The 21,692-nt window shown below is 60.2% G+C and carries 19 protein-coding genes, 1 tRNA gene and 1 pseudogene; 11 read left to right on the forward strand and 10 right to left on the reverse strand.

Translation table 11 applies throughout. The features are described 5' to 3' along the window. Nucleotides 1–49 precede the first annotated feature (49 nt). The 10 genes and pseudogenes from cas2 to BSF79_RS06800 form a co-directional block, all read right to left on the reverse strand. Nucleotides 50–400 (reverse strand): CRISPR-associated endonuclease Cas2, encoded by a 351-nt coding sequence (gene cas2, locus BSF79_RS06760; protein ID WP_090269435.1) that lies wholly within the window; start codon nt 398–400, stop codon nt 50–52. After that, nucleotides 393–1,301 (reverse strand): type II CRISPR-associated endonuclease Cas1, encoded by a 909-nt coding sequence (gene cas1, locus BSF79_RS06765; protein WP_090269120.1) that lies wholly within the window; start codon nt 1,299–1,301, stop codon nt 393–395. Before cas1 ends, cas2 begins: the two co-directional genes overlap by 8 nt. Before the next feature lie 45 nt (nt 1,302–1,346). Next, complete coding sequence (cas9, locus tag BSF79_RS06770) at nt 1,347–2,879, reverse strand: type II CRISPR RNA-guided endonuclease Cas9 (RefSeq protein WP_090269121.1); 1,533 nt, start codon at nt 2,877–2,879, stop codon at nt 1,347–1,349. 38 nt (nt 2,880–2,917) lie between these two features. Then, nucleotides 2,918–4,594 (reverse strand): annotated as a pseudogene (gene cas9, locus BSF79_RS20055) (type II CRISPR RNA-guided endonuclease Cas9); the annotation flags it as partial. Nucleotides 4,595–4,805: 211 nt separating this feature from the next. Then, on the reverse strand, nt 4,806–5,822 hold the full coding sequence (locus tag BSF79_RS06775) for a site-specific integrase (RefSeq protein ID WP_090269122.1): 1,017 nt from the start codon (nt 5,820–5,822) through the stop codon (nt 4,806–4,808). A gap of 114 nt (nt 5,823–5,936) precedes the next feature. Next, entirely contained in the window at nt 5,937–6,356 is a 420-nt protein-coding gene (locus BSF79_RS06780) for a helix-turn-helix domain-containing protein (protein ID WP_090269123.1), read from the reverse strand. Next, nucleotides 6,356–6,568: a MerR family transcriptional regulator gene (locus BSF79_RS06785; protein ID WP_090269436.1), complete on the reverse strand. Its 213-nt coding sequence runs from the start codon at nt 6,566–6,568 to the stop codon at nt 6,356–6,358. Before BSF79_RS06785 ends, BSF79_RS06780 begins: the two co-directional genes overlap by 1 nt. A gap of 96 nt (nt 6,569–6,664) precedes the next feature. Next, a complete protein-coding gene (locus BSF79_RS06790; protein ID WP_090269124.1) occupies nt 6,665–7,465 on the reverse strand; it encodes a hypothetical protein in 801 nt (266 codons plus the stop codon). A gap of 144 nt (nt 7,466–7,609) precedes the next feature. Beyond that, nucleotides 7,610–8,794 carry a tyrosine-type recombinase/integrase gene (locus tag BSF79_RS06795; protein ID WP_090269125.1) on the reverse strand — a complete coding sequence of 395 codons (1,185 nt, stop codon included), beginning with the start codon at nt 8,792–8,794 and terminating at the stop codon, nt 7,610–7,612. A gap of 148 nt (nt 8,795–8,942) precedes the next feature. Beyond that, nucleotides 8,943–9,032 (reverse strand) — tRNA-Ser (locus tag BSF79_RS06800). 241 nt (nt 9,033–9,273) lie between these two features. On the opposite strand from BSF79_RS06800, the gene BSF79_RS06805 reads away from it, so the two are divergent. The 11 genes from BSF79_RS06805 to BSF79_RS06855 all read left to right on the forward strand — a co-directional run bounded on the left by BSF79_RS06805 (nt 9,274) and on the right by BSF79_RS06855 (nt 21,635). Further along, on the forward strand, nt 9,274–10,125 hold the full coding sequence (locus tag BSF79_RS06805; protein ID WP_245776340.1) for an SPOR domain-containing protein: 852 nt from the start codon (nt 9,274–9,276) through the stop codon (nt 10,123–10,125). A gap of 12 nt (nt 10,126–10,137) precedes the next feature. Continuing rightward, the gene (locus BSF79_RS06810; protein WP_090269127.1) at nt 10,138–11,307 is read left to right on the forward strand and encodes a D-alanyl-D-alanine carboxypeptidase family protein; all 1,170 of its coding nucleotides are present in this window, start codon (nt 10,138–10,140) and stop codon (nt 11,305–11,307) included. Beyond that, complete coding sequence (gene tmk, locus BSF79_RS06815; protein ID WP_090269128.1) at nt 11,304–11,930, forward strand: dTMP kinase; 627 nt, start codon at nt 11,304–11,306, stop codon at nt 11,928–11,930. Before BSF79_RS06810 ends, tmk begins: the two co-directional genes overlap by 4 nt. Beyond that, nucleotides 11,927–13,048 (forward strand): DNA polymerase III subunit delta', encoded by a 1,122-nt coding sequence (locus BSF79_RS06820; RefSeq protein WP_090269129.1) that lies wholly within the window; start codon nt 11,927–11,929, stop codon nt 13,046–13,048. Before tmk ends, BSF79_RS06820 begins: the two co-directional genes overlap by 4 nt. 18 nt (nt 13,049–13,066) lie before the next feature. After that, nucleotides 13,067–13,873, forward strand: coding sequence for a TatD family hydrolase (locus BSF79_RS06825; RefSeq protein ID WP_090269130.1), 807 nt, complete (start codon nt 13,067–13,069; stop codon nt 13,871–13,873). Continuing rightward, nucleotides 13,873–14,670: an MBL fold metallo-hydrolase gene (locus BSF79_RS06830; RefSeq protein WP_090269131.1), complete on the forward strand. Its 798-nt coding sequence runs from the start codon at nt 13,873–13,875 to the stop codon at nt 14,668–14,670. Before BSF79_RS06825 ends, BSF79_RS06830 begins: the two co-directional genes overlap by 1 nt. Nucleotides 14,671–14,736: 66 nt before the next feature. Continuing rightward, entirely contained in the window at nt 14,737–15,666 is a 930-nt protein-coding gene (locus tag BSF79_RS06835) for an AEC family transporter (protein ID WP_090269132.1), read from the forward strand. A gap of 99 nt (nt 15,667–15,765) precedes the next feature. Beyond that, a complete protein-coding gene (locus BSF79_RS06840) occupies nt 15,766–16,497 on the forward strand; it encodes an ABC transporter ATP-binding protein (protein ID WP_245776341.1) in 732 nt (243 codons plus the stop codon). Continuing rightward, nucleotides 16,494–18,857 (forward strand): ABC transporter permease, encoded by a 2,364-nt coding sequence (locus BSF79_RS06845; RefSeq protein ID WP_090269440.1) that lies wholly within the window; start codon nt 16,494–16,496, stop codon nt 18,855–18,857. The genes BSF79_RS06840 and BSF79_RS06845 overlap by 4 nt, the downstream gene beginning before the upstream one ends. A 6-nt stretch (nt 18,858–18,863) precedes the next feature. Continuing rightward, nucleotides 18,864–20,096, forward strand: a complete 1,233-nt coding sequence (locus tag BSF79_RS06850) for an efflux RND transporter periplasmic adaptor subunit (protein WP_090269441.1) — start codon at nt 18,864–18,866, stop codon at nt 20,094–20,096. Nucleotides 20,097–20,198: 102 nt separating this feature from the next. Continuing rightward, entirely contained in the window at nt 20,199–21,635 is a 1,437-nt protein-coding gene (locus BSF79_RS06855; protein ID WP_090269133.1) for an amidase, read from the forward strand. The last annotated feature ends 57 nt before the right edge of the window (nt 21,636–21,692 follow it).

Consider the following 21,692-nt stretch of genomic DNA (forward strand, 5'->3'; position numbering starts at 1 on the left):
CCGAAGGCATATTTCTTTCTGCCACACTAAAAAAACGTCACCCATTCTCCTAAAATAACGTGAGTTGATCAGGTTTTTCCCGAGTCGGTCCTGACGTTGCCTTGCCATGATAGGATTGCGTGAGTTGGTATTGACGGTCGGTAAAAAAAAGGACCTGAACGTGCCCACTTTCGGGAACGCATGCGCCAACTTTGGCAGCAATCGCATCGGCTTTTTCTTTTGAATACGCATGTCGTAAATATACAGAAAACTGCACCATCTGAAAACCAAGATCGAGCAAATCGTTGCGAAACTGCGATGCATTCTTGCGTTCTATTTTGGTCAAAACAGGAAGATCGAACAACGCCCAAACCCACATAATACGATACCTCGAAAGTGTTGGAAATTTAAGTTCACTCATCGTCATCATCCCCTGATGGCAAAAGCCTGTTCGGGAAAGACAAATCGGGTTTGCCAATTTCAAAACTGTTTGCAAGGCTTTGAGCAAGACGCACAAGCCCCTGAGAGAGCGGCGACATGCCTTGATCGGTCTCAAACTCGGCGCTTAAACAGCCGACCAAAACGCCACGCGCCTCTGGCACGGTTTCGATCCCATCTTTGAGCAGTTTGAGAACACAAAGATCAATTGTGGGACGAAAAGGCTCCATCAGATCATCTGCCAAAACCAAGGGATCTCCGCCACTTCTGTGATGGACCGAAAGGGAGGGATGCAGACCTGCCGCAACAATGGCGCGCGCGGTGGCGGCACGCAGCACGGCATATCCGTAATTTAAGAGGGAGTTTGCCCCTTCAGCCGTTCGATCCCTCCGAAATTCTTTCCCCAACAACAAAGGCCAATAGGCTTGTGCCGCCTGCCCTTCTCTGTTGTCAGGGTCGCCAGATCGAACGGCAAGCGCCAGTCGTTCAACGCGCTCCGATGGGACGCCCGCACGTTGTAAAACCTCCGCTTGCGCTGCAATTTTATGCCTAACTAGGCGCGCCCAGATTTGTTTGTGCAAAGGCTGCGACGCTTCAGCCTGCCGGGCCATGCGATAGGCTTGCGTAGAATGACCGGTGAGTGGCAACACAACAGCCGCAGGGGCATAGTTGTCCCCAAGGATCATAACGGGCACATTGCGTGCGGCAAGCTGGGCCAAAGCGGTGTTCGACCACATAACGCCTTGCGCCGAAACGAGAACAGCGTCGAGGTCATCAAGTTCTGCGGTTCCTATTTCAGTGCCTTTTTGGCGCACGGATAGGAAGCCGCGCAATTTATGCACCGCAAGATCATCGCGGCTCAGTTCTAAAATACGTCCAACCATTTGGTCCTCCAAAATAAGGCCCGTCAGGTCGCTTGCCTGTTATTATTATTCCTTCCCATGCGGGATCGTATGCACCCGCCCCAATTCATCAATCCGCACACGCCGCGCCCGGCGGAGGCGAAGCTTATCGAAATTTGCAAAGTCCCACCTAAAGGCATCTTCAGCGTCTTCATGACGCTTCTGCAACGCCCCGGCCTCAAGTGGGCCGGATAGATAAAAAAGTCGACTACTTGGCGCTAGCCTGACCACACGCTTAATTGCGTTGGAGCCCTGAACAACACTACCTTCCTCGTCATCCCAATCGAAAAGCTGAATCATATCGTTTTTATGCACCCGCATAACAAACGTTCCATCAGTCCACTTGTCACGCCAAGTCTGAACTTGCCCCGAATTGGCATCCCAAACGGAAAGTGGGCGCCCCACCCACTTTCCGTCAACCTCGATAAGATCAACACAGGACACCTCACCGGGCGCGAAATATTTATAAGGGTGGCCATTGACATCCGATACAGGCCGCACGGTGTCCTCTTTGCGTATGATCCTTAAGCGTCTGTGGCCCGTTTCCTTCCCCCATTTCGCCAACAATTCGGCGCGTAATTTATCGGCGTCACGCTTGCTCAACCCCGGATCCCGAGATGCAGCCGTCACTGTCAAAACGGAATGACGCAGTTTGACATCCCTGATTTGCCCGATTTCTTTGGCAGACAGGGACGGTGTTGGTTTGCGCACAACGACATTTCCGATTGTCAAATCAGCTTGATTTTCTGGCACATCTTGGATCAACCCGAAGGCTGTATCCTCATGCAGTCGACCGCTCGTGCGCGACGGGTTATTTGGATTTGCACTACCATGTTTTGCGCGATGGCTGATGTTCACCCCCTGAACTGCCGCCATCACCTGATCGCGGTAATTTGGAAAAGGCTCGGGAGGACTGGGCAGAACACGCGACAGTGTTTCGGCTCCAACCGTTCTTGCGTTGTCTTGAAGTCGTTTGATCATCGCCCGATCAATCACGCCAATCACAGCGGCATCAATGGCGTGGTGGCGATGATCATCCCGGCTTTTTCGGTTGTGATCCCCAAGGTTCAGCCCCCAGCGGTGCCGCAACATAGCAGTCATCCGTCCCGGCAGCATCCAGACATGGTTGCGCGCTTTTCCGTCAACATCCTTTTTATCAAACAAGGCTTCGGCATAGGCCCGTACCACTTTGGCGAGATAGCCGGTGGCATGAAGTTGGCGGTCATCGAAACTCTTCTGCTCTTCAAACACCTCCATGGCGTCAGGCAAGAAACGCCAAGCCTTATTGCGAGGCAAATGTTTGGTGCGGGCAATCATCGCGCCCTGATCAAAAATCCCACGTTCCGCCGCCTGCCCCGGAGAAAGGTTGGCTTTGCGCCGATTTTCGTCACGAAACGCCAGCGTTTTGTTGGCGGGGCTGTCATCAAAGGTCTCGGCAAAGGGAAGGATGTGTTCGATCTCAATCGCATCAGAATGCAATTCGGCCAAGCTGATCTGACGTCCCGTAAACGGGCCACACCGATCCGCAGGCGTTTTTCCCAACTCTTCCCAAAGGCGCATCGCAAAAACCGATCCCCAACCCGTTGCCCGGACGCCAATAGACCCTCAGCTTCAAGTTCGTCGCGGAAACGATCATTGCGCTTCTCATTCGCTTTGATCAGCTTAACAACCTCGTCCTTTTCCTTCGGCGATTTGTTCAAATCCCGCGCCGCCTCGATCACGACTTCGGCAGGTTTGCCGAACTCATGGATCAGCATATTCATCACCCGGCGGAATTGACCAAGGGCCACATGCACCGTTGGATTGGTGATTTTGCCATACCGTTTGTCATGCGGATCGTCTTCGTTGTTGGTGCCATTGCCCAACATGCGTTGCAGCACAGGAAGTTCGTTGTAACGCGGCAGGGTTTCCACGCCTTTCTCGGCGCGAAAATCACTGTGGTTGATATCTGCATCGCTCAACAAAGGTGCATGATCCACGGCATCCGTGAAATCATACCCATGTGTGCGCATCCCATAAACCAAGGCCTCCACCACTTCGCGGCAAAACCGCAAATGCCCGTCAGGAAGGCGCACAGTCTCCACCGCCTGCGCGGCTTCTGGCTCCAGCCCGAGCGTGTTGGTCAACCAGTCGATCAACACCTCCGGGCTTTCACTTTCGGTCAGATTTTTCAAAATCTCTTCGCGCAGTTCCGGGGCATAACCACCCCATTGCATGGCAAGGGGGCCGGGCTTTCTCTTGGTACCAAGAAGCACAGCCGCAACCTGATTATAGTGCAGCTCTTTTAGCCCCCCGTCTTGCAGGTTCAGCTTGTCTTGGCTGCTCAACCCCAAGATCTTTTTCACACCCGTCCACGTCAGTTTTTCACCGCCATTGAGAGTGTTGAAAAGCACCTGACGTTTCTCAAAATCCACATGAAACTCAGCGCTTTCGCGGATGATCCGCAGATTGCTCAATTGTTGCAGGATCAAAAATGCTTGTGCGGCGGGGTGCCAGCGTGGCAGGCGATCTTTTTCGGGAAAAAAGGTACAGCGCCCGACAGGGACAGGTTTCAAGGGCCGTTGGTAAAAGATCGTGTAGTCACGTAGCCTTAACCGCAAATCTTCTGTCAATTCAGGGTGGTATTTTGATTGCTCTTGCCAAATCGCATCGAACTCATCGGTCAACATATCGCGCGTCGGATAAAAGTCGTAATGCTTCTCCGCATTTTCCCCCACCGCACGAACCCGAACGCCTTCGCCACTCTGCAACCGCGCCCAAAGATAAGCCCCATATGTCGGCCACCCACCATCCTCTAGTTTGTCACGAAGCAACTTGTTGGCCGTTTTGATCAGGCCTGTGTCGTCGTCTGGTGCATCGGTTTTTCTGTTGCTTTTAAACCCTCTATGTTTGGACATATGCCAAAGCGCACGCCCCATTTCGTAAAGGCTCACTTTTTGGGTCGCGGCACGGCTCCTGATCTCATAGGGGGAGGCCAAAAACAGCGCATCGCGGACCGCGCCAACAGGCGGCAACATCTCATGCGCCTCCAAATCGGCCAAGAGTAACTTTCGGCGGACAAGTTTGCGGTCTTGACCTTTTCTAAGGGAGCGCGGCACCTGCCGTCCCTTTGCATTGGAGTCCCCACTTTGTGGATCTCGACCATCCTCGAAAATGCGAACCCCAAGACGTTCCAGCCTCACGGGTCTCTTGTTGCCACCATCAAGTTCAAAAACAGCCCAACCAATTGAGGTCGTTCCAAGGTCAAATGCAAACCGATAATCGGACAAAATCATATCCTTTTCCTTGACTATTCCTTCGAGCTTATGACAGGTTTTAAAAATCTTCTAGCAGAAGAAGCGGCGTGGTCTTTCCCGCGATAAGGTAAATACCACACCATTGAGGCAGGCTGCGGCCTGCCTCTTTTAAATTTCGCTTTAAACTTGTGGATGTGAGTAGAGTGGCTGTGTCGATAGGCCATAGGTCAATCCTAGGCCTCCTTCTTCCCTACATCGCCGCAATGATCTCCAATTGCCTATGCTCTGACACTGGCAAATAGGAATTGACCGTTGTGGCCAAGTTCTCATGGCCCAAGTTCATCGACCACGCCTTGAGTTGTTCCAGAGAGGTGCAAACCTCGTCGCCATGTTTGACCAGCGTTTTGCGGAAACTGTGCGGGGTGAACTCTGGCATTTGAACCACAGCAAAGGCGGTGCGGATGATCTCGTTTAACTTGGCGGAACCGCCGTAACCTATGCGGTCCAACCCGATATTGGCAAAGCCTTCCCCCGGTACATAGGCGATTTTTGCTTTGGGAAAGAGCGCGTCCGTGGGGCCGAACAGTTTTTCGGTTTTTAGGTATCTGACCCACGCCGCAAAGCAATCGCGATAGGCGGGATCGACCGGGAAAAACTGACACCGGAATGTGTTGGCAAATTTGGTGTTCACGTCCCGCCCGTCTTGGAACACCTGCCCGGTCTGCACATTGACGTGTTTGAGTTTCAAAGACGCCACCGCCCCATCCCGCGCACCGGTCAGCATGAAAAAGGCAAAGAGGGCTTTGTCGCGCTTCTCAAATTCGGTCCCGTTCGGCATCGCCTGAAACGCATGCGCGCATTGCTGCATCGACGGATAGGGAATGTCGCGTTGGGCATGGGCGACACGGGCGGCTTTCATCGTGTTGTTGAAATATTCCACATCGGCATAGGTCACGGCCTTTTTGTAGCCCGATTGACTGGCCAGCCAATGAAAGAACGCCTGAACCAAACGCAGGGTTGCATCCACCGTACTGACGCCCAACGGCTTGCCGGTACGCGCGTTCTTGGCCCGTGCAAGGTGGTCTTTGAAACCAGACGCTTGCAGCCGGTGGAATTTTTTGAACGGCTTGCCATTGGCGCTTTGCTCAAAACGCCAAATCGCGGCCAGTGCCTTGTCGATGGATTTTTGATCCTGCCCTTTGGCATCGCGCAAATAGAGCGCATAGGCCCATTTGATCCGTTCGTTGTCTTCAATCCGCTTTGCCATGTGATTGCTCCTTAAAATGGCCGGTTTTGGTGAAATTCAGAGCCATATTCGCGACGTGTTGTGCGGGTCTCTGAAAGTGATGGTTCACGCTAGGTTTGAAAGGTTCTCTTAGGCTCACCGGCTATTGCAGATTGTCACGGATAAGATTTGCGAAAGATCATCGACTTGCGCCCGGCTCGCGAACTTGGTGCAAGCCCCCTCACAGGTCGCACAGAGCGTCGATAGAACGCCCCTTGTTGGTGTCAGAGGGATGTAATCGACCATGCCGCCATAGGCCGCGACAGGCCCGCCACAGCGCATGCAGCGGAACTGTTCAAGCGAGAGGGTGAGCTTGGATTTGATGGTGCGCCGATCCAGAAACGCCTTTAGCTCCGCACCGATAATCAAATGCGGGATTTTGGACGTTAGGACCGGAAGGCCCTCCTTACGCCACCCCCGCACCGTTTGAAGCGACACTTCCAACGCCGTTGCGGCCTGATCATAGGTGTATTGGCGGTGAATTTTGACCCGGCGCGATGTGACGCGCTTTGCCATTAGCTATGCCCACCCACGCCCGGCTCAACCCGGTTGGCTTCGGCCCATGCGTTCAGATCAACCCCGCGATAGATGATCTTGCGGCCCAGCCGGTAAAACGCCGGACCCATGCCCTTGTGACGCCACTGTGCCAGCTTGTCGCGGTCGCCGATGAGGTCCAACTCTTTATCGCCAAGGACGTAGGTTCGGTTTTGCTCGAATAGGTTTGGCATTTGTTCGCTCCATTTGCAGATGATTGAAGCCATCTGGACCGAACCGGGTTGATCTTAAAAGTCTGAGAGAAAGGCCGCTTTCCGAACACAAAAGGTCTATTGATCAGAGGCTTTCGAATGCAGTCTCGCAAATTGAGACAGAGCGTTTTTGTTGGATGTCACTGTCATATCATCGGCGAGGTAAAGACTGCTAAGCGCGTTTCGAACAGGAGGTTTGAGATCCTCCTCCGTAATCTGATCAATGGCCCAGACCGCTGCCCGTTTCACATTGGCCTTGATCTCGAGAACCTTGAACAGCTCCTCTAAAGCCCGCCCAAAATCAGTTGATGGATGTCCCCCATCGCGGGATGTTCCAAAAGTAGGTTTTCGGCCTGTCTTGGTGGCGATCGCTCTTGCGAAACGGAGTGCAATGGTTCTCGCATAGTGATTTGGCGGTCGGCTGTGGCCACTCCAAAACTCAGCTTCCTGATCTCCAAGCTCTTGTTTCCGGTTACGCAAACCATCGACCACATCAAACAACAACATCACGACAACAAACGATACCCCGGATTGTCCGGCATTCTTGACGATCAACTCCAAAGCGGTGTTTACTCTATCGCTTTCCGCCCGAACGCGCGCCTTCGCGTCAATAGAGGCGGCGATACGCACCGCCATTTCCTTGTTCGGAGTATCATCTTCGCGAAACGGGGCCGAAAAAAATCCAAACAGCCCATCTGCTTGCTCAAGTGCAATATCTACGGCTATTTTTTCGGCCAAAAAGTCAGCTTTTGAATCATGTTGGTTCGGCTTGCTGACGTCGAGACCCGCCGACCCGATACCCAGAGCCGCTGTCGGCACGGAATCATAGAAACGGCTCACAATCTCTCTAATTTTTTCGTCACGCTCTGAGCTATCCATCAAAAGCTAAGATAGTCTCGACCTTTCGGCCCTTCAAGGAATGACTTTCGATTAGTTTCGAATTGGTGCTAGCCGCAAAAGGTCACCAGTTCTCCACCTTACGGCATTTCATTTGCAAAGATTTTTGGCCGCCGCCCCGCCAGATCAGGCCTTCTCAGCGCCGCCGGAAACATAAACATTCCAGCCCCCGAGCAATTCGCGGCGCCTCTCAATCAAATCAGACCGCGCATAAGCCCGCTCCACACCCGACCCCACCTTATGTGCCAAGCTCATTTCCGCAACCTCACGCGGCACATTGGCGACCTCAGACGCCCAATCTCGGAAGGTGGACCGGAACCCGTGCACAGTGACGCCCTCAACACCCATCCGGCGCAAGAGCATCAACATGGCCATGTTCGACAATGGCTTGTGCCGCTTCTGTCCCTCAAACACATACTCCGACTGCATCGCCTTCAACGGCTCAAGGATTGCCAGCATTTCATCACTCAGAGGCACCCTGTGATCATCGCCGGTTTTCATGCGCACCGCCGGACAGGTCCAAAGCCGTGCCGCAAAATCCAATTCATCCCAGCACATCCCAAGAACCTCCCCCGTGCGCGATCCGGTCAAACAGGTGAACATCAATGCTTTTGCCGCCATCGCATCGCGGGATTTCAAATCTGCGAAAAAGGCAGGCACTTCTTGCCACTTCATCGCCTTGTGGTGCTTTGGCTTAACCTTCACCTTTGGCAAAATCTGACCATCCTTGATCGCCGTGACAGGATTCTCACCCGACCGAAAACCCTTCGACTTCGCCACATCCAAGACAATCTTGATGCGTTGCGCCAAACGCCGCGCGGTTTCGTGCTTGTCGGTCCAAATCGGGGACAGGCACATCAGCACCTCAGGCTGTTCAATACTATCAATCGGCATGCGCCCGATCTTGGGAAACGCATAGTCGCGCAACGTGTTAATCCACTGTTGCCCGTGCTTGACGTTTTTCCATGTCGGCATGCGGTCGATGTGAACCTGTTGAGCGATTTCCTCAAATGTCGGAATGTCGCGCGCCGCATTGAAACGTGGGTTTAGCCCCTGTTTGGACATGCGGCGATATTCCAACGCCCGGTCCCGCGCTTGGTGCAACGTGACCACATCGGCACCACCAAGGCCAAAATCCGTCCTCAGAGGCGCGCCTTTGCGATTCTTCTGACCTTTAACCGTAACGCGCACAATCCACCGCCGCGCGCCACCGGGATCGACCACAAGATAAAGCCCGTTCCCATCCCCGTGCCGACCCGGCCCTAGGTTCTCCACCAGTTTCTTCGTGAGCTTGCCAGCCAGCGCCGCCACAAATCATACCACATTTTATACCACCCAAGGAAAGCATATTGGACAAATCGAAAGAAATCCAACAAAAAGGAAATCTCGTGCAAATGTATGATAAGTAAATGAAAAGGCCGCCCAAGGCGACCTGATCAAATCGGATAAAACTGTTTCGTGGCGGAGGAGGTGGGATTCGAACCCACGGTAGACTTTCACCTACGTCGGTTTTCAAGACCGGTGCATTAAACCGCTCTGCCACTCCTCCGGGTTTGCCCCGTCTAAACTGTGAAAAGTGATTCTGAAAGATGCCTCTTACGGGAATTTCCGCCGAGCCGCGTGGCGCAGACTTTCCTTGCGACCCCATTGCAGTTACACTGCGCGCGATGCACGCTTTTGGATGCAGGGGAACAGGACCGGACAACCGGCAAACAGCACGGCAATGTCCGTGCACAGGCAAGAGGCAAGGGATGTTCTTTTTAACAGTTGGGCGGGTCAGAAACGTGCGGATGAAACATCTTACGCTGGCCTGTGGGCTGGCGCTGGTACTAAGCGGATGCGAAGATGGGGCGAACTTCAACTTCTTGTCGCCGCGTGACAAACCCGCCGAAGACGCGCTGCCGAAACAGGCGCGCTCGGTCAAGCTGATCGAACGCGACATCGAAGCCCCAGACGTGTTTCAGCTCACCGAAGCGGGCCTATGGGACGGGCGCCCCTCGCTGGGCGGGGTCTGGGTGGCACATTCCAATGTCAAGGAACCCGAACGCGTAATCATCCGCAATGAAGCCAATGGCAAGTTCGTCATCGGCGCGCTGTTCCGCCGCGAGCGTGAAAATCCCGGCCCCCGGTTTCAGGTCTCCTCCGATGCCGCAGCCGCGATCGGCCTGCTGGCCGGACAGCCCGCCAAACTGAACGTAACCGCACTGCGCCGCGAGGAAGTGCCGCAAGAGGCCCCCGCCGACGCTACGGAATCCCTGTCCGCGCCTGCCGAGATCGAGGCGAAACCGCTGGATCCGATCGCATCGGCCTCTGCCGCCATCGACACTGCCGCCAAAACACCTGTGGCCCCCGCTGCACAACCAACCCCGTCGCCCGCCGCGAAATCCACCGCCAAACCTGCCTCGGGGCTGAATAAGCCCTATCTCCAGATCGGCATTTTCTCGGTCGAAGCCAACGCCAAAACCGCCGCCAAATCCATGCAAAAAGCCGGGATGGTGGCAACGGTGAAAAAGCAAAGCTCGAAGGGCAAAACCTTCTGGCGCGTGCTGGTTGGGCCTGCCACCTCGGTGGCCGAGCGCAACAGCCTTCTGGCAAGCATCAAGAAAACCGGATTCACCGATGCCTACGCCGTCACCAACTGACCGGAGACTGTCATGACACGTCCGTTCATCCGCATCCTGACCGCCGCTTTGACCGGCCTGATGCTGGCGCTTCCGGCGCATGCGTTTGACACCAGGGCCACCTCGGCCTTCATTCTTGACCTGACCACGGGCACGGTGCTGCTGAACAAGAATGCCGATGTGCCACTGCCGCCGGCCTCGATGTCCAAGCTGATGACCCTGTACATGACGTTCGAGGCCCTGCGGGATGACCGCCTGAGGCTGGACACCAAGCTGCCCGTGTCGCAGCACGCCATGAGCTATGGTGGATCGACCATGTTTCTGGACACCACCGATCGGGTCCGGGTCGAGGATCTTCTGCGTGGCATCATCGTGCTGTCGGGCAATGATGCCTGCGCCGTGATCGCCGAGGCCCTCAGCCCCGATGGCACAGAGGCGGGCTTTGCCCGGCTGATGACCCAGCGTGCGCAACAGATGGGCATGACCAATTCGACCTTTGCCAACTCCAACGGCTGGCCCGCTGCGGGTCACCGCATGTCGATGCGTGATCTGGCGCTGCTGGCCACGCATCTGATCAACGACTACCCGCAATTCTATCCGCTGTTTGCCGAACGCGAATACGCTTTTGACGGGCGTGCGCCGCAAAACGTCCATAACCGCAACCCGCTTCTGGGGCTGGGTATCGGCGCCGACGGGCTGAAAACCGGCCACACGACCGAGGCAGGCTACGGCCTGGTCGGCTCGGCCAAGCAGGGCGACCGCCGCGTGGTCTTCGTGCTCTCGGGCCTCGACAGCGCCCGTACCCGCGCCGAGGAATCCGAGGCGATCGTGAACTGGGCCTTTCGCCAGTTCGTTCAGCGCCCGGTTGCCAAAGCCAACACCGTGATCGCCGACGCCGAGGTCTGGATGGGCCGCGAGGCCACGGTCGGGCTGGTGCCTGCCGAAGATGTGACCGCGCTGCTGCCGGTCCTCGCGGGCGATAGCGTCGCCGCCGAAGTCGTCTACCAAGGCCCGATCGCCGCACCGATCACCAAGGGCCAAGTGCTGGCGCAACTCATCCTGCACCCCGAGGGGCTGGATGAAACCTCGGTGCCGCTGGTGGCCGACCGTGACATTCCGCGCGGCGGCTTCCTGACCAGAATGACCACCGCCGCCCGCAGCCTGATCAACCGCCTGAACCAAGGCCCCGAGGCCGCATCTTGAGCGCACCCGGACTGTTCATCAGCTTCGAGGGTATCGACGGGTCCGGCAAATCCACGCAAGCCCGGATGCTGGCCGATACCCTGCGCGCCATGGGCCGCGACGTGGTGCTGACCCGCGAACCCGGCGGCAGCCCCGGCGCCGAAGAAATCCGCGCACTGGTGCTGCAAGGCGACCCCGACCGATGGTCCGCCGAAACCGAAATTCTGCTGTTCACCGCCGCCCGCCGCGACCACTTGGAACGCACGATCCAACCGGCGCTGGACGCGGGCAAAGTGGTGATCTGCGATCGCTTCGCCGACAGCACCCGGATGTATCAGGGCCTCAGCCGCGGCGACCTGCGCGCCACCGTCGATCAGCTTCATACCCTGATGATCGGGCGCGAACCCGACCTGACCATCCTGATCGACATGGACCCGGCCACTGGCCTGTCGCGCGCCCTGTCGCGCAAGGGCCTTGAGGAACGGTTCGAATCCTTCGGCCACGACCTTCAGGCGCAAATGCGTCAGGGCTTCCTTGACCTCGCCGCCGAATTTCCCGACCGCATCACCGTGATCGACGGCGCCCGCGCCCCCGACGCGGTCGCCGCAGACGTGACCACAATCGCCACGGCCCGCCTGCCATGAGCGACGACACACACCCCGCACCCGACCGCGTCGAAGGCGCGCCGCACCCGCGCGACACCCCGCGCCTGATCGGACAAGCCACAGCCGAGGCCGACTTCCTCGACGCGTTCAATTCGGGCCGCCTGCACCACGGCTGGCTGATCACCGGGCCGCTGGGCGTCGGCAAGGCCACGCTGGCGTGGCACATCGCCCGCTTCCTGCTCGCCACCCCCGACGATGACGGCGATGGCCTGTTCGGCGCGCCCCCTGCCCCCACCTCGCTGGCGATTGATCCCGACCACCCCGTCGCCCATCGCCTCGCGGCGCGCTCCGAACCGCGGCTGTTTCACATCACTCGCAGCGTCAATGAAACCACCAAGCGGATGCGCGATCAGATCGTCGCCGACGACGTGCGCCGTCTGAACCACTTCATGCACCTCTCTGCCACCGATGGCGGCCGCCGCGTCGTCATCGTCGATTGCGCAGATGAAATGAACCCACAGGCCGCCAACGCCCTGCTCAAGATGCTGGAAGAGCCGCCCGCCCGCACCATCCTGCTGCTGGTCTCGCATCAGCCCTCACGCCTGCTGCCCACAATCCGCTCGCGCTGCCGCGAATTGCGCCTGACCCCGCTCAACGCCGACGATATGGCCGTGGCGCTGGAACAGGCCCATGTCACCGATATCGCCGATCCCCCCGCACTGGCTGAACTGGCCGCCGGCTCGGTCGGCGAGGCGATCCGCCTGATCAACCTAGGCGGGATGCAGATGTATCACGACCTGATCGCGCTCTACACCACCTTGCCCCGGCTCGACCGCGCCCGCGCTGTCAAACTGGCCGAAGCCGCGGCAGCGCGCGGAGCCGAAACCCGGCTTGATCTGCTGCTGGGCCTCAACGATCTGTTGATGGCGCGGCTGGCACGCACCGGCGCACTTGGCGCGGCCCCCGCCACACAGGCCGCCCCCGGCGAAGCCGACCTGCTGACCCGCCTCTCGCCCGATCCGCACAAAGGCCGGGCATGGGCCAATCTGGCCCAGCAGATCAGCGCCAGAACCCAACATGGCCGGGCCGTCAACCTTGACCCTGCCGCGCTCATCCTAGATACGGTTTTCAAGATCCAGAAAACCGCCGCGGGCTGATCCCGCGCGAGGGGCCGCATGACCGATACCATTCAGATTACCGACAGCCACTGCCACCTCGATTTCCCCGATTTCGACTCTGAACGCGCCGAGGTCATCTCCCGCGCCGTCGAGGCCGGTGTTACCCGCATGGTCACCATCTGCACCCGGCTTGAATCCGAACCCGCCGTGCGCGCCATCGCCGAAACCTACGCCCCGGTGTTCTACGCCGCAGGTATCCACCCGATGCGCGCCGCCGAGGAACCGCTGGTCACCGCCGATCAACTGATCGCGCTGGCCGCGCACCCGAAATTTGTCGGCATCGGCGAAACCGGGCTGGACTACCACTATACCGCCGACAGCGCCGAGATTCAGAAAGCCTCGCTGCGCATCCATATCGACGCCGCCCGCCAAACCGGCCTGCCGCTGATCATCCACTCCCGCGCCGCCGACGAAGACATGGCCCGCATCCTGACCGAGGAACACGCCAACGGCACTTATTCCTGTGTCATGCACTGCTTCTCCTCCGGCCCCGATCTGGCCCGCGCCGCCCTTGACCTTGGGTTTTACCTGTCGATGTCCGGCATCGCCACCTTCCCCAAAAGCCAAGAGGTCCGCGACATTTTTGCCGCCGCGCCGGTCGACCGCATTCTGGTGGAAACCGACGCGCCCTACCTCGCGCCCAAACCCTTCCGCGGCAAACGCAACGAACCCGCCTACTCGGTGCATACCGCTCAGGTCGGCGCCGACGTCTTCGGCCTCGACTACGCCACCTTCGCCGCGCAGACTCAGGCCAACTTCGACCGGCTGTTCAGCAAAGTCGCCCAATACAAGGCCCCCGCATAATGGCCGAACTGCGCTTCACCATCCTCGGCTGTGGCTCCTCCGGCGGTGTGCCGCGCTTGGGTGGCCATTGGGGCGAATGTGACCCGCGGAATCCGAAAAACCGCCGCCGCCGCTGCTCGATGCTGGTGCAACGCATCACCGACGGCGGCACCACCTCCGTGCTGATTGACACCTCGCCCGACATGCGCGCCCAACTGCTTGATGCAGATATCGGCGCCCTCGATGCCGTGGTCTATACCCACTCCCACGCCGACCATGTCCACGGGCTCGACGACCTGCGAATGATCGTGTTCAACATGCGCCGCCGCCTGCCGGTCTGGGCCGATGGCGACACGCAAAACGACCTCTATTCCCGCTTCGGCTATGCTTTCGTCCAACCCGAGGACAGCCCCTACCCCCCGATCCTCGACATGCACACGATCAAGGGCGATATCACCATCTCCGGCCAAGGCGGCGAGATCACCCTCACCCCCTTTAAAGTCGGCCACGGCAGCATCGACGCGCTCGGCTTCCGCATCCATAATCTGGCCTACCTGCCCGACGTCGCCACCATCTATGACCCGGCTTGGGATGCGCTTCAGGACCTCGACTGCTGGGTGCTCGACGCGCTGCGCCGCACCCCGCATCCGACCCACTCGCATCTGGCCCAATCGCTTGAATGGATCGCACAGGTCGCGCCACGCCGCGCCGTGTTGACCAACATGCACATCGACCTCGACTATCAGGCCGTGGCAGATGAAACCCCCGACCATATCACCCCCGCCTATGACGGTATGACCCTGTCCTACACAGTCTGACCTGCGGCTTCTTTCTGACCAAAATACTCATTCCCGCGCCCGCCCCACGCACAAAGGACCGACCCGATGCAAGACCTCCTCGATGTCGTCCTTCCCGTCTTTCTGGTGATCGGCTTCGGCTACGCCGCCGTGTGGAAGGGCTACTTCTCAGATGCCCATGTCGACGGGCTGATGAAATTCACTCAGAATTTCGCCATCCCCTGCCTGCTGTTCTCGGCGATCTCGCGGCTCGACCTGTCGCAAAGCTTTGACGCGAAACTGCTGCTTTCCTTCTACACAGGTGCGGCCGCCGGGTTCTTCGCCGCAATGCTGGGGGCGCGGTTCCTGTTTGGCCGCGACTGGGAAGACTGCGTTGCCATCGGCTTTGTTGGCCTGTTCTCCAACTCGCTGCTGCTGGGGCTGCCGATTACTGAACGCGCCTACGGCCATGATGCGCTCTCGGCCAACTACGCGATCATCTCGATCCACTCGCCGTTCTGCTATGCCCTCGGCATCACCACGATGGAGATCGTCCGCGCCCGCGGCAAATCCCCCGCAGCGCTTGTCGGCACCGTGGCCAAGGCAATGTTTCGCAATGCGCTGGTGGTGGGGCTGGCCCTCGGCTTTGCCGTCAACCTCAGCGGCACCACCCTGCCCGGCCCCCTGACCGCCGCGATTGATCTGATGGTGCGCGCGGCGCTGCCCGCAGCCCTCTTTGGCCTCGGCGGTGTGCTGGTCCGCTACCGCCCCGAGGGCGACATCAAGATTATCGCCTATGTCACCGCCATCAGCCTGGTGCTGCACCCGATGATCGTCTGGACCCTGTCGAAATCCTTCGACCTGCCGATTGCCTCGCAACGCTCGGCGGTGCTAACCGCCGCCATGGCCCCCGGCATCAACTCCTATGTCTTTGCCAATATGTATGGGCGCGGCAAACGGGTCGCGGCCTCTGCGGTGCTGGTGGGCACAACGATGTGTATCCTCACTGTCTGGGTCTGGCTACAACTTCTGCCCTGACCAACGCCACACCCGCCCAGCCAACCCGCCGCGCGGATTTGGCACTGGAACCATACGCCACATGCGTTACCCTGCCCCCGCAATGCAACGAGGGATCAGGTGCCAGACCACACGCCCATTACCCCCCCTACACCGGCCTTCACCGCCACCGGCCTGACCAAAACCTATGGCAGCGGCGCCGCCACCGTGCACGCCCTGCGCGGCGTGGACCTGACCATTCCCACCGGCGAATTCGTGGTGCTGCTTGGTCCCTCCGGCAGTGGCAAATCCACGCTGCTGAACATCCTCGGCGGGCTGGATCGCCCCACCTCGGGCACCGCCCTGTTCCAAAGCGCCGACCTGACCGCCATGACGGACGCCGAACTGACGCGCTACCGGCGCGATCACGTGGGCTTTGTGTTCCAGTTCTACAACCTCATGCCCAGCCTCACCGCCTATGAGAACGTCGAGTTGGTCACCGAAATCGCCACCGATCCGCTTGACCCGGCCGAGGCCCTGTCGCTGGTCGGGCTCGACAAGCGCAGCCACCATTTTCCCGCCGAACTGTCAGGCGGCGAACAGCAGCGCGTCGCCATCGCCCGCGCCGTGGCCAAGCGCCCGACCGTGTTGTTTTGCGACGAACCCACCGGCGCGCTGGACAGCGCCACAGGCCGCGCCGTCCTGAACGTCCTGACCGAGGTCAACGCCCGCCTCGGCACCACCGTGATCATCGTCACCCATGCTGCCGCCACAGCGCAACTTGCGGACAGGGTTATCCATTTCGCCGATGGCGGCATCCGCGACGTGATCCTGAACAAAACCAAACTGACCGCAGACGAGATCGAGTGGTGAGCCCGCTCAACCGCAAACTCCTGCGCGATCTGGCGCGGATCAAGGGGCAGGCCGCCGCCATCGGGCTGGTGATCGCGCTGGGGGTGATGATGCTGGTGATGATGACCGGGCTGGTCAACACGCTGGATGAAACCCGGCAGGCCTATTACGATCGCTACCGGCTGGCCGATGTCTTTGCCCCGGTCACCCGCGCGCCCAACCGGATGCTGGCCCGCCTGGCTGCCCTGCCCGGCGTTGCCGCCGTCGAAGGCCGCGTGTCCGGCAGCGCCCTGATCGACATCGCCAAAGACGAGCTTCCCATCCGCGCCCGCGCCCTGTCGCTGCCTGATACCGGCACACCCCGGCTCAACGACATCTACCTGACCGCCGGTCGCCTGCCCGCCCTTGGCCACGCCGACGAAATCGTTTTGCTCGAAGGCTTTGCCAAGGCCCGCGACCTGACGCTGAATGACAACATCGCCGCCACGATGAACGGCGCGCGGCGGGTTTTTCGGATCACCGGCCTCGCCCAATCCCCCGAGTTCCTCTATACAGTCGCCCCCGGCGAGATCGTATCAGACGACGCCCGCTTTGCCGTGTTCTGGATGCGCCGCGCCGCGCTTGGTGCTGCCTATGACATGACCGGCGCGTTTTCCGAGGCGCTGATCGCGCTGTCGCGTGGCACCAACCCGCAATCGGTCATTCAGGCCGCCGACCAGATTCTGACCTCTTATGGGGCCGCCGGGGCCTATGACCTGACCGACCTCATCTCGAACCGCTTCGTCACCGAGGAAATTCGCGGGTTGCGCAGCAGCTCAACCGCGATCCCGCCGATCTTTCTGGGGGTCGCTGCCTTCCTGCTGTATATCGTCATCAGCCGCATGGTGCAGGCCGAGCGCGAACAGATCGGCCTGCTCAAGGCCTTCGGCTATGCCTCAAGTGAGGTCAGCCTGCACTACCTGAAACTGGTGCTGCTGATCGCCGTCGCTGGCGCCGTGGCGGGCTCGATGGCCGGAATCGCCGCAGGCAGCGCAATGGCGGTCTTCTACCAGAATTACTTCAAATTCCCCTTCATCGTCTTCAGCGTCGATCCGCGCAGCTTCGTCGTGGGCTTTGCCGTCTCGATCCTCACCGCCTCGATCGGCAGCCTGTTCGTGCTCAAAGGCGTGTTTGCCCTGACCCCCGCCGTGGCCATGCGCCCGCCTGCCCCGCCCGATTACAGCCGCGCCTATGATCTGGCCGGACAGATGAAGCGCTGGCTGGATCAACCCAGCCGCATGGTCCTGCGCCGCATCACCCGCCATCCGGGCCGGATGATCGGCGCGGTGATCGGCATTGGCACCGGGCTGGCGCTTTCGGTGTCCACCCTGACGATCATGGCCGGGTTTCAAACCACCATCGACCTCAGCTTTTCGGCCATGGACCGATCCGACATGACCCTCAGCTTCACCACCCCACAAGCGCCCAAAGCACTGCTGGAACTGGCCCGCCTGCCCGGCGTTCTGCACGTCGAACCGATCCGCACCGCCCCAGCGATCCTGCGCAACGGCACCTATTCCTATCGTGGCACCGTCGAGGGCCGCCCGGCCCGCCCCACGCTCAACCGCATTCTCTCGGCCAAAGTCGAACCGATCACCATCCGCCCCGAAGGGCTGATTCTGGCGCAATCACTGGCCACGATCCTGCATGTGAAACCCGGTGATACCCTGACCGTCGAAATCCGCGATGGCCGCCGCCCGCTGCTGCGCCTGCCGGTGATCGGCACCGCCCGCACCCTGATCGGCGCCCCCGCCTTCATGGAGATCGGCGCGCTGACGCGGGCGCTGAAACAGCCCGATCAGGTCTCGGGCGCCTATCTGACCATCGACACCCGACAGACCAAAACGCTCTATGCCCGTATCAAACAGATGCCCGCCATCGCCGGTGTCTCGCTCAAATCCGATGCCCGCACCGCGCTGGTCACCCTGATGGACACCGGCCCCGGCGCGATGCGCTATGTCATGCTGGCGGTGGCCGCGATCATCACCTTCGGGATCGTCTACAACTCCGCCCGCATCGCCTTCGCCGAACGCACCCGCGATCTGGCCAGCCTGCGCGTCATGGGCTTCACCCGCGCCGAAACCGCCTTTGTGCTGCTGGGGGAACTGGCGGTCGTCACCCTGGCCGCGATCCCGCTGGGCATCGGGGTGGGCTATGGTTTGAGCTATCTCATGGCGGTGGGGTTCAGTACTGATATCTATCAGATCCCGGTGGTGTTCAGCCCACACAGCTATGGCTTGGCCATTCTGGCCGTTCTGGCCGCCTCCGGACTATCGGGCTGGCTGGTGAAACGCGAACTGGACCAGATTGATATGATCTCCGCCCTGAAGACACGGGAATAAATGAATATGGCAGCCAAAACACACTCCCGCACCGCGCTTTGGATCGCTGCCGCCGCCCTTGTCGTGGCGGCACTGACCTATGCTTTCTGGCCCCGGCCCACGTTGGTCGATCTGGGGCTGGTGACCCAAGGCCCCTTGCGTGTCACCATCAACGAAGAGGGCCGCACCCAGGTGCATGAACCCTATGTCGTCTCTACCCCGATCACCGGCCGCCTGATGCGACTTGAGGTCGAACCCGGCGATCAGGTCACCGCCGGGGAAACTGTCGTGGCACGGATGCTGCCCACCTCGCCCACCGCCCTTGATGCCCGCACGCGCGAACAGGCCCGCGCCAGCGTCACCGCTGCCGAAGCCGCCCTGCGCGTGGCCGAGGCCGACCTGAACAAGGCCCGCGCCGACCGCGATCTGGCCGATGCCAACCTCGAACGCACACAGAAACTCTATGACAGCGGCATCGCCAGCAAGGCCGCCCTTGATACCGATGCCCGCGCCTCTCGCGCCGCCAATGCGAACCTCGATACCGCCCGCGCCGCGATCTCCATGCGCGTGGCCGAGCTGAACAACGCCCGCGCCCTGCTGATCAGCTTTGATGATCACGGCCTCGCCAGCGCGATCTCGGCCCAGACGGAAAATGTGATCCCCCTGCACGCCCCCGCCTCGGGGCGCATCCTGCGGATCATGCAACGCTCGGAAATCACCCTGCCCGCAGGCACCCCGATCCTCGAGATTGGCGATATCACCCGTGACCTCGAAGTGCTGGCCGAAATGCTGTCCACCGACGCCGTGCAGATCCACACCGGCGATGCGGTCATCATCGACAATTGGGGCGGGCCGCAACCGCTGCTGGGCACCGTCGCGCGGATCGAACCCTGGGGGTTCACCAAAACCTCTGCCCTGGGGGTCGAGGAACAGCGCGTGCGCGTGACCGTCCACTTCACCGGGCCGCCCGATGACCGCGCCGCCCTTGGCCACGGCTTCCGGGTCGAGGTCCGCGTGGTGGTCTGGGACCAGCCCGATGCCACGATCGTCCCCTCCGGCGCGCTGTTTCGGCAGGGCGACGGCTGGGCGCTCTTTGTGGTCGAAGGCGGCACCGCGCATCAGCGCCCCGTCACCGTCGCCGCCAATAACGGGCTCGAGGCCGCGATCGCCGATGGCATCACCCCCGGCGACACCATCGTACTCTATCCCCCCGCCGGGCTGGCCGATGGCACCCGCGTCGCCGCCCGCGCCGCCTACTAGCCCGCTGTGCGCGGCACGAAATCATCCGCCCTGCGCTTTTAACATTTGCCAGCCGCCCCGCTTCAGGTCTTGAATGGACCGACATAATACGGAGCACGCGATATGGACCGTTATTCGGATTACGATGCAACCGGGCTGGCCGAACTGGTCCGCAACGGCCACGTCACCGCAGGCGAGCTGCTTGATGATGCCCTGCTGCGCGTCGAACAGCTCAACCCCGATCTCAACGCCGTTGTGCTGATGCAAGAGGACACGGCCCGCCGCAACATCGCCCGCGGCCTGCCCGATGGCCCGCTGAAAGGCGTGCCCTTCCTGATCAAGGATCTGGGCTGCGAAGCGGTGGATTTCCCCTCCAACAACGGCTCGAATCTGCTGGCGGGCACGACCTATCCGCGCGATTCTGCGATCTTTGAACGCATCGCCGCCACGGGCGTGGTCACCTTCGGGCGCACCACCTCGCCCGAAGGCGGCATTGGCGCGGCGACCGAATCTGCGGTCTACGGCGGCCCCACGCGCAACCCGTGGAACCTCGGCCATACCTCGGGCGGCTCCTCGGGTGGGTCCGGTGCTGCCGTGGCCGCCGGGATCGTGCCCGCCGCGCATGGCTCGGATGGCGGCGGCTCGGTGCGCATTCCCGCGTCATCCTGCGGGCTGTTCGGGTTCAAACCCACCCGCGCCCGCCTGCCCGACGGGCCATACGCGGGCGAAGGCTGGGCCGGGATGGCCATCGACGGTTTCCTCACCCGCTCGGTCCGCGACAGCGCCCTGCTGCTGGACATGTGCCAAGGCCCCGACCTTGGCGCGCCTTATGTCGCCCCGCCGCTGGCATCCAGTTTTCGCGCCGCCACTCAGCGCCCCTGCGGCCCGCTGCGCATTGGCTTGTGCGACACCACCCTGACCGGCACGCCGATCAGCCCCGAATGCCGCGACGCGGTGCATGACGCCGCCGCTTTGCTGACCGATATGGGCCACCACGTCACCCCAACCCTGCCGCGCGCCGACACCATGGGCATGATGCACGCTTGGACAATCATCGTCGCATGCGGCACCGCTTTGGGCATTCGCAAGGCGCTCACCGCGCGAAATCGCACCCTGCAACAGGGCGATATCGAAGGCGTTTCCCGCGGAGCGATGAAATATGCAGCAACTATATCCGGCGATAAATATCTCGAATGTGTCGGCATGATTCACGCCTATGGCCGTCAGATGGCGGCCGAGTTCCAAGCCTATGACATCCTGCTCACCCCCACCTTGGCCGAGCCCCCCGCCAAGACCGGGCGCTTCGCCCACACAACCGAAGACTACGTCACCTATCGTACTGGCCCAGAAGGGATTTTTACCTATTCCCCCTTCTGCGCCGCCTTCAACGCCAGCGGTCAGCCAGCCGCCTCGGTTCCGCTGTGCTGGTCCCCCAAGGGCCTGCCGATCGGCATCCATCTGGCCGCCGCTTACGGGCAGGATGAGCAGCTGATTTCGCTGTGCTCAGATCTTGAGCGCGCACGCCCCTGGATCACCCGTCGCCCCCCGGTTTTCGTGTAAGGGCTTGCCAAAGCAAACGACTCCCCCTCATAATTTGATCAAAATATTCAGAGGTTG

It is taken from the genome of Thalassovita taeanensis, from assembly GCF_900110775.1.
GTDB lineage: Bacteria > Pseudomonadota > Alphaproteobacteria > Rhodobacterales > Rhodobacteraceae > Litorimicrobium > Litorimicrobium taeanense.

What these genes read in the sequence shown, in the direction of transcription:
- cas1 (WP_090269120.1), bottom strand. Translation starts at nt 1,301, where the DNA reads ATGGTTGGACGTATTTTAGAACTGAGCCGCGATGATCTTGCGGTGCAT.
- BSF79_RS06805 (WP_245776340.1), top strand. Translation starts at nt 9,274, where the DNA reads ATGAAACATCTTACGCTGGCCTGTGGGCTGGCGCTGGTACTAAGCGGA.
- BSF79_RS06835 (WP_090269132.1), top strand. Translation starts at nt 14,737, where the DNA reads ATGCAAGACCTCCTCGATGTCGTCCTTCCCGTCTTTCTGGTGATCGGC.
- BSF79_RS06785 (WP_090269436.1), bottom strand. Translation starts at nt 6,568, where the DNA reads ATGCCAAACCTATTCGAGCAAAACCGAACCTACGTCCTTGGCGATAAA.
- BSF79_RS06825 (WP_090269130.1), top strand. Translation starts at nt 13,067, where the DNA reads ATGACCGATACCATTCAGATTACCGACAGCCACTGCCACCTCGATTTC.
- cas9 (WP_090269121.1), bottom strand. Translation starts at nt 2,879, where the DNA reads ATGCGCCTTTGGGAAGAGTTGGGAAAAACGCCTGCGGATCGGTGTGGC.
- BSF79_RS06810 (WP_090269127.1), top strand. Translation starts at nt 10,138, where the DNA reads ATGACACGTCCGTTCATCCGCATCCTGACCGCCGCTTTGACCGGCCTG.
- BSF79_RS06775 (WP_090269122.1), bottom strand. Translation starts at nt 5,822, where the DNA reads ATGGCAAAGCGGATTGAAGACAACGAACGGATCAAATGGGCCTATGCG.
- BSF79_RS06780 (WP_090269123.1), bottom strand. Translation starts at nt 6,356, where the DNA reads ATGGCAAAGCGCGTCACATCGCGCCGGGTCAAAATTCACCGCCAATAC.
- BSF79_RS06790 (WP_090269124.1), bottom strand. Translation starts at nt 7,465, where the DNA reads ATGGATAGCTCAGAGCGTGACGAAAAAATTAGAGAGATTGTGAGCCGT.
- cas2 (WP_090269435.1), bottom strand. Translation starts at nt 400, where the DNA reads ATGAGTGAACTTAAATTTCCAACACTTTCGAGGTATCGTATTATGTGG.
- BSF79_RS06850 (WP_090269441.1), top strand. Translation starts at nt 18,864, where the DNA reads ATGGCAGCCAAAACACACTCCCGCACCGCGCTTTGGATCGCTGCCGCC.
- BSF79_RS06830 (WP_090269131.1), top strand. Translation starts at nt 13,873, where the DNA reads ATGGCCGAACTGCGCTTCACCATCCTCGGCTGTGGCTCCTCCGGCGGT.
- BSF79_RS06820 (WP_090269129.1), top strand. Translation starts at nt 11,927, where the DNA reads ATGAGCGACGACACACACCCCGCACCCGACCGCGTCGAAGGCGCGCCG.
- BSF79_RS06855 (WP_090269133.1), top strand. Translation starts at nt 20,199, where the DNA reads ATGGACCGTTATTCGGATTACGATGCAACCGGGCTGGCCGAACTGGTC.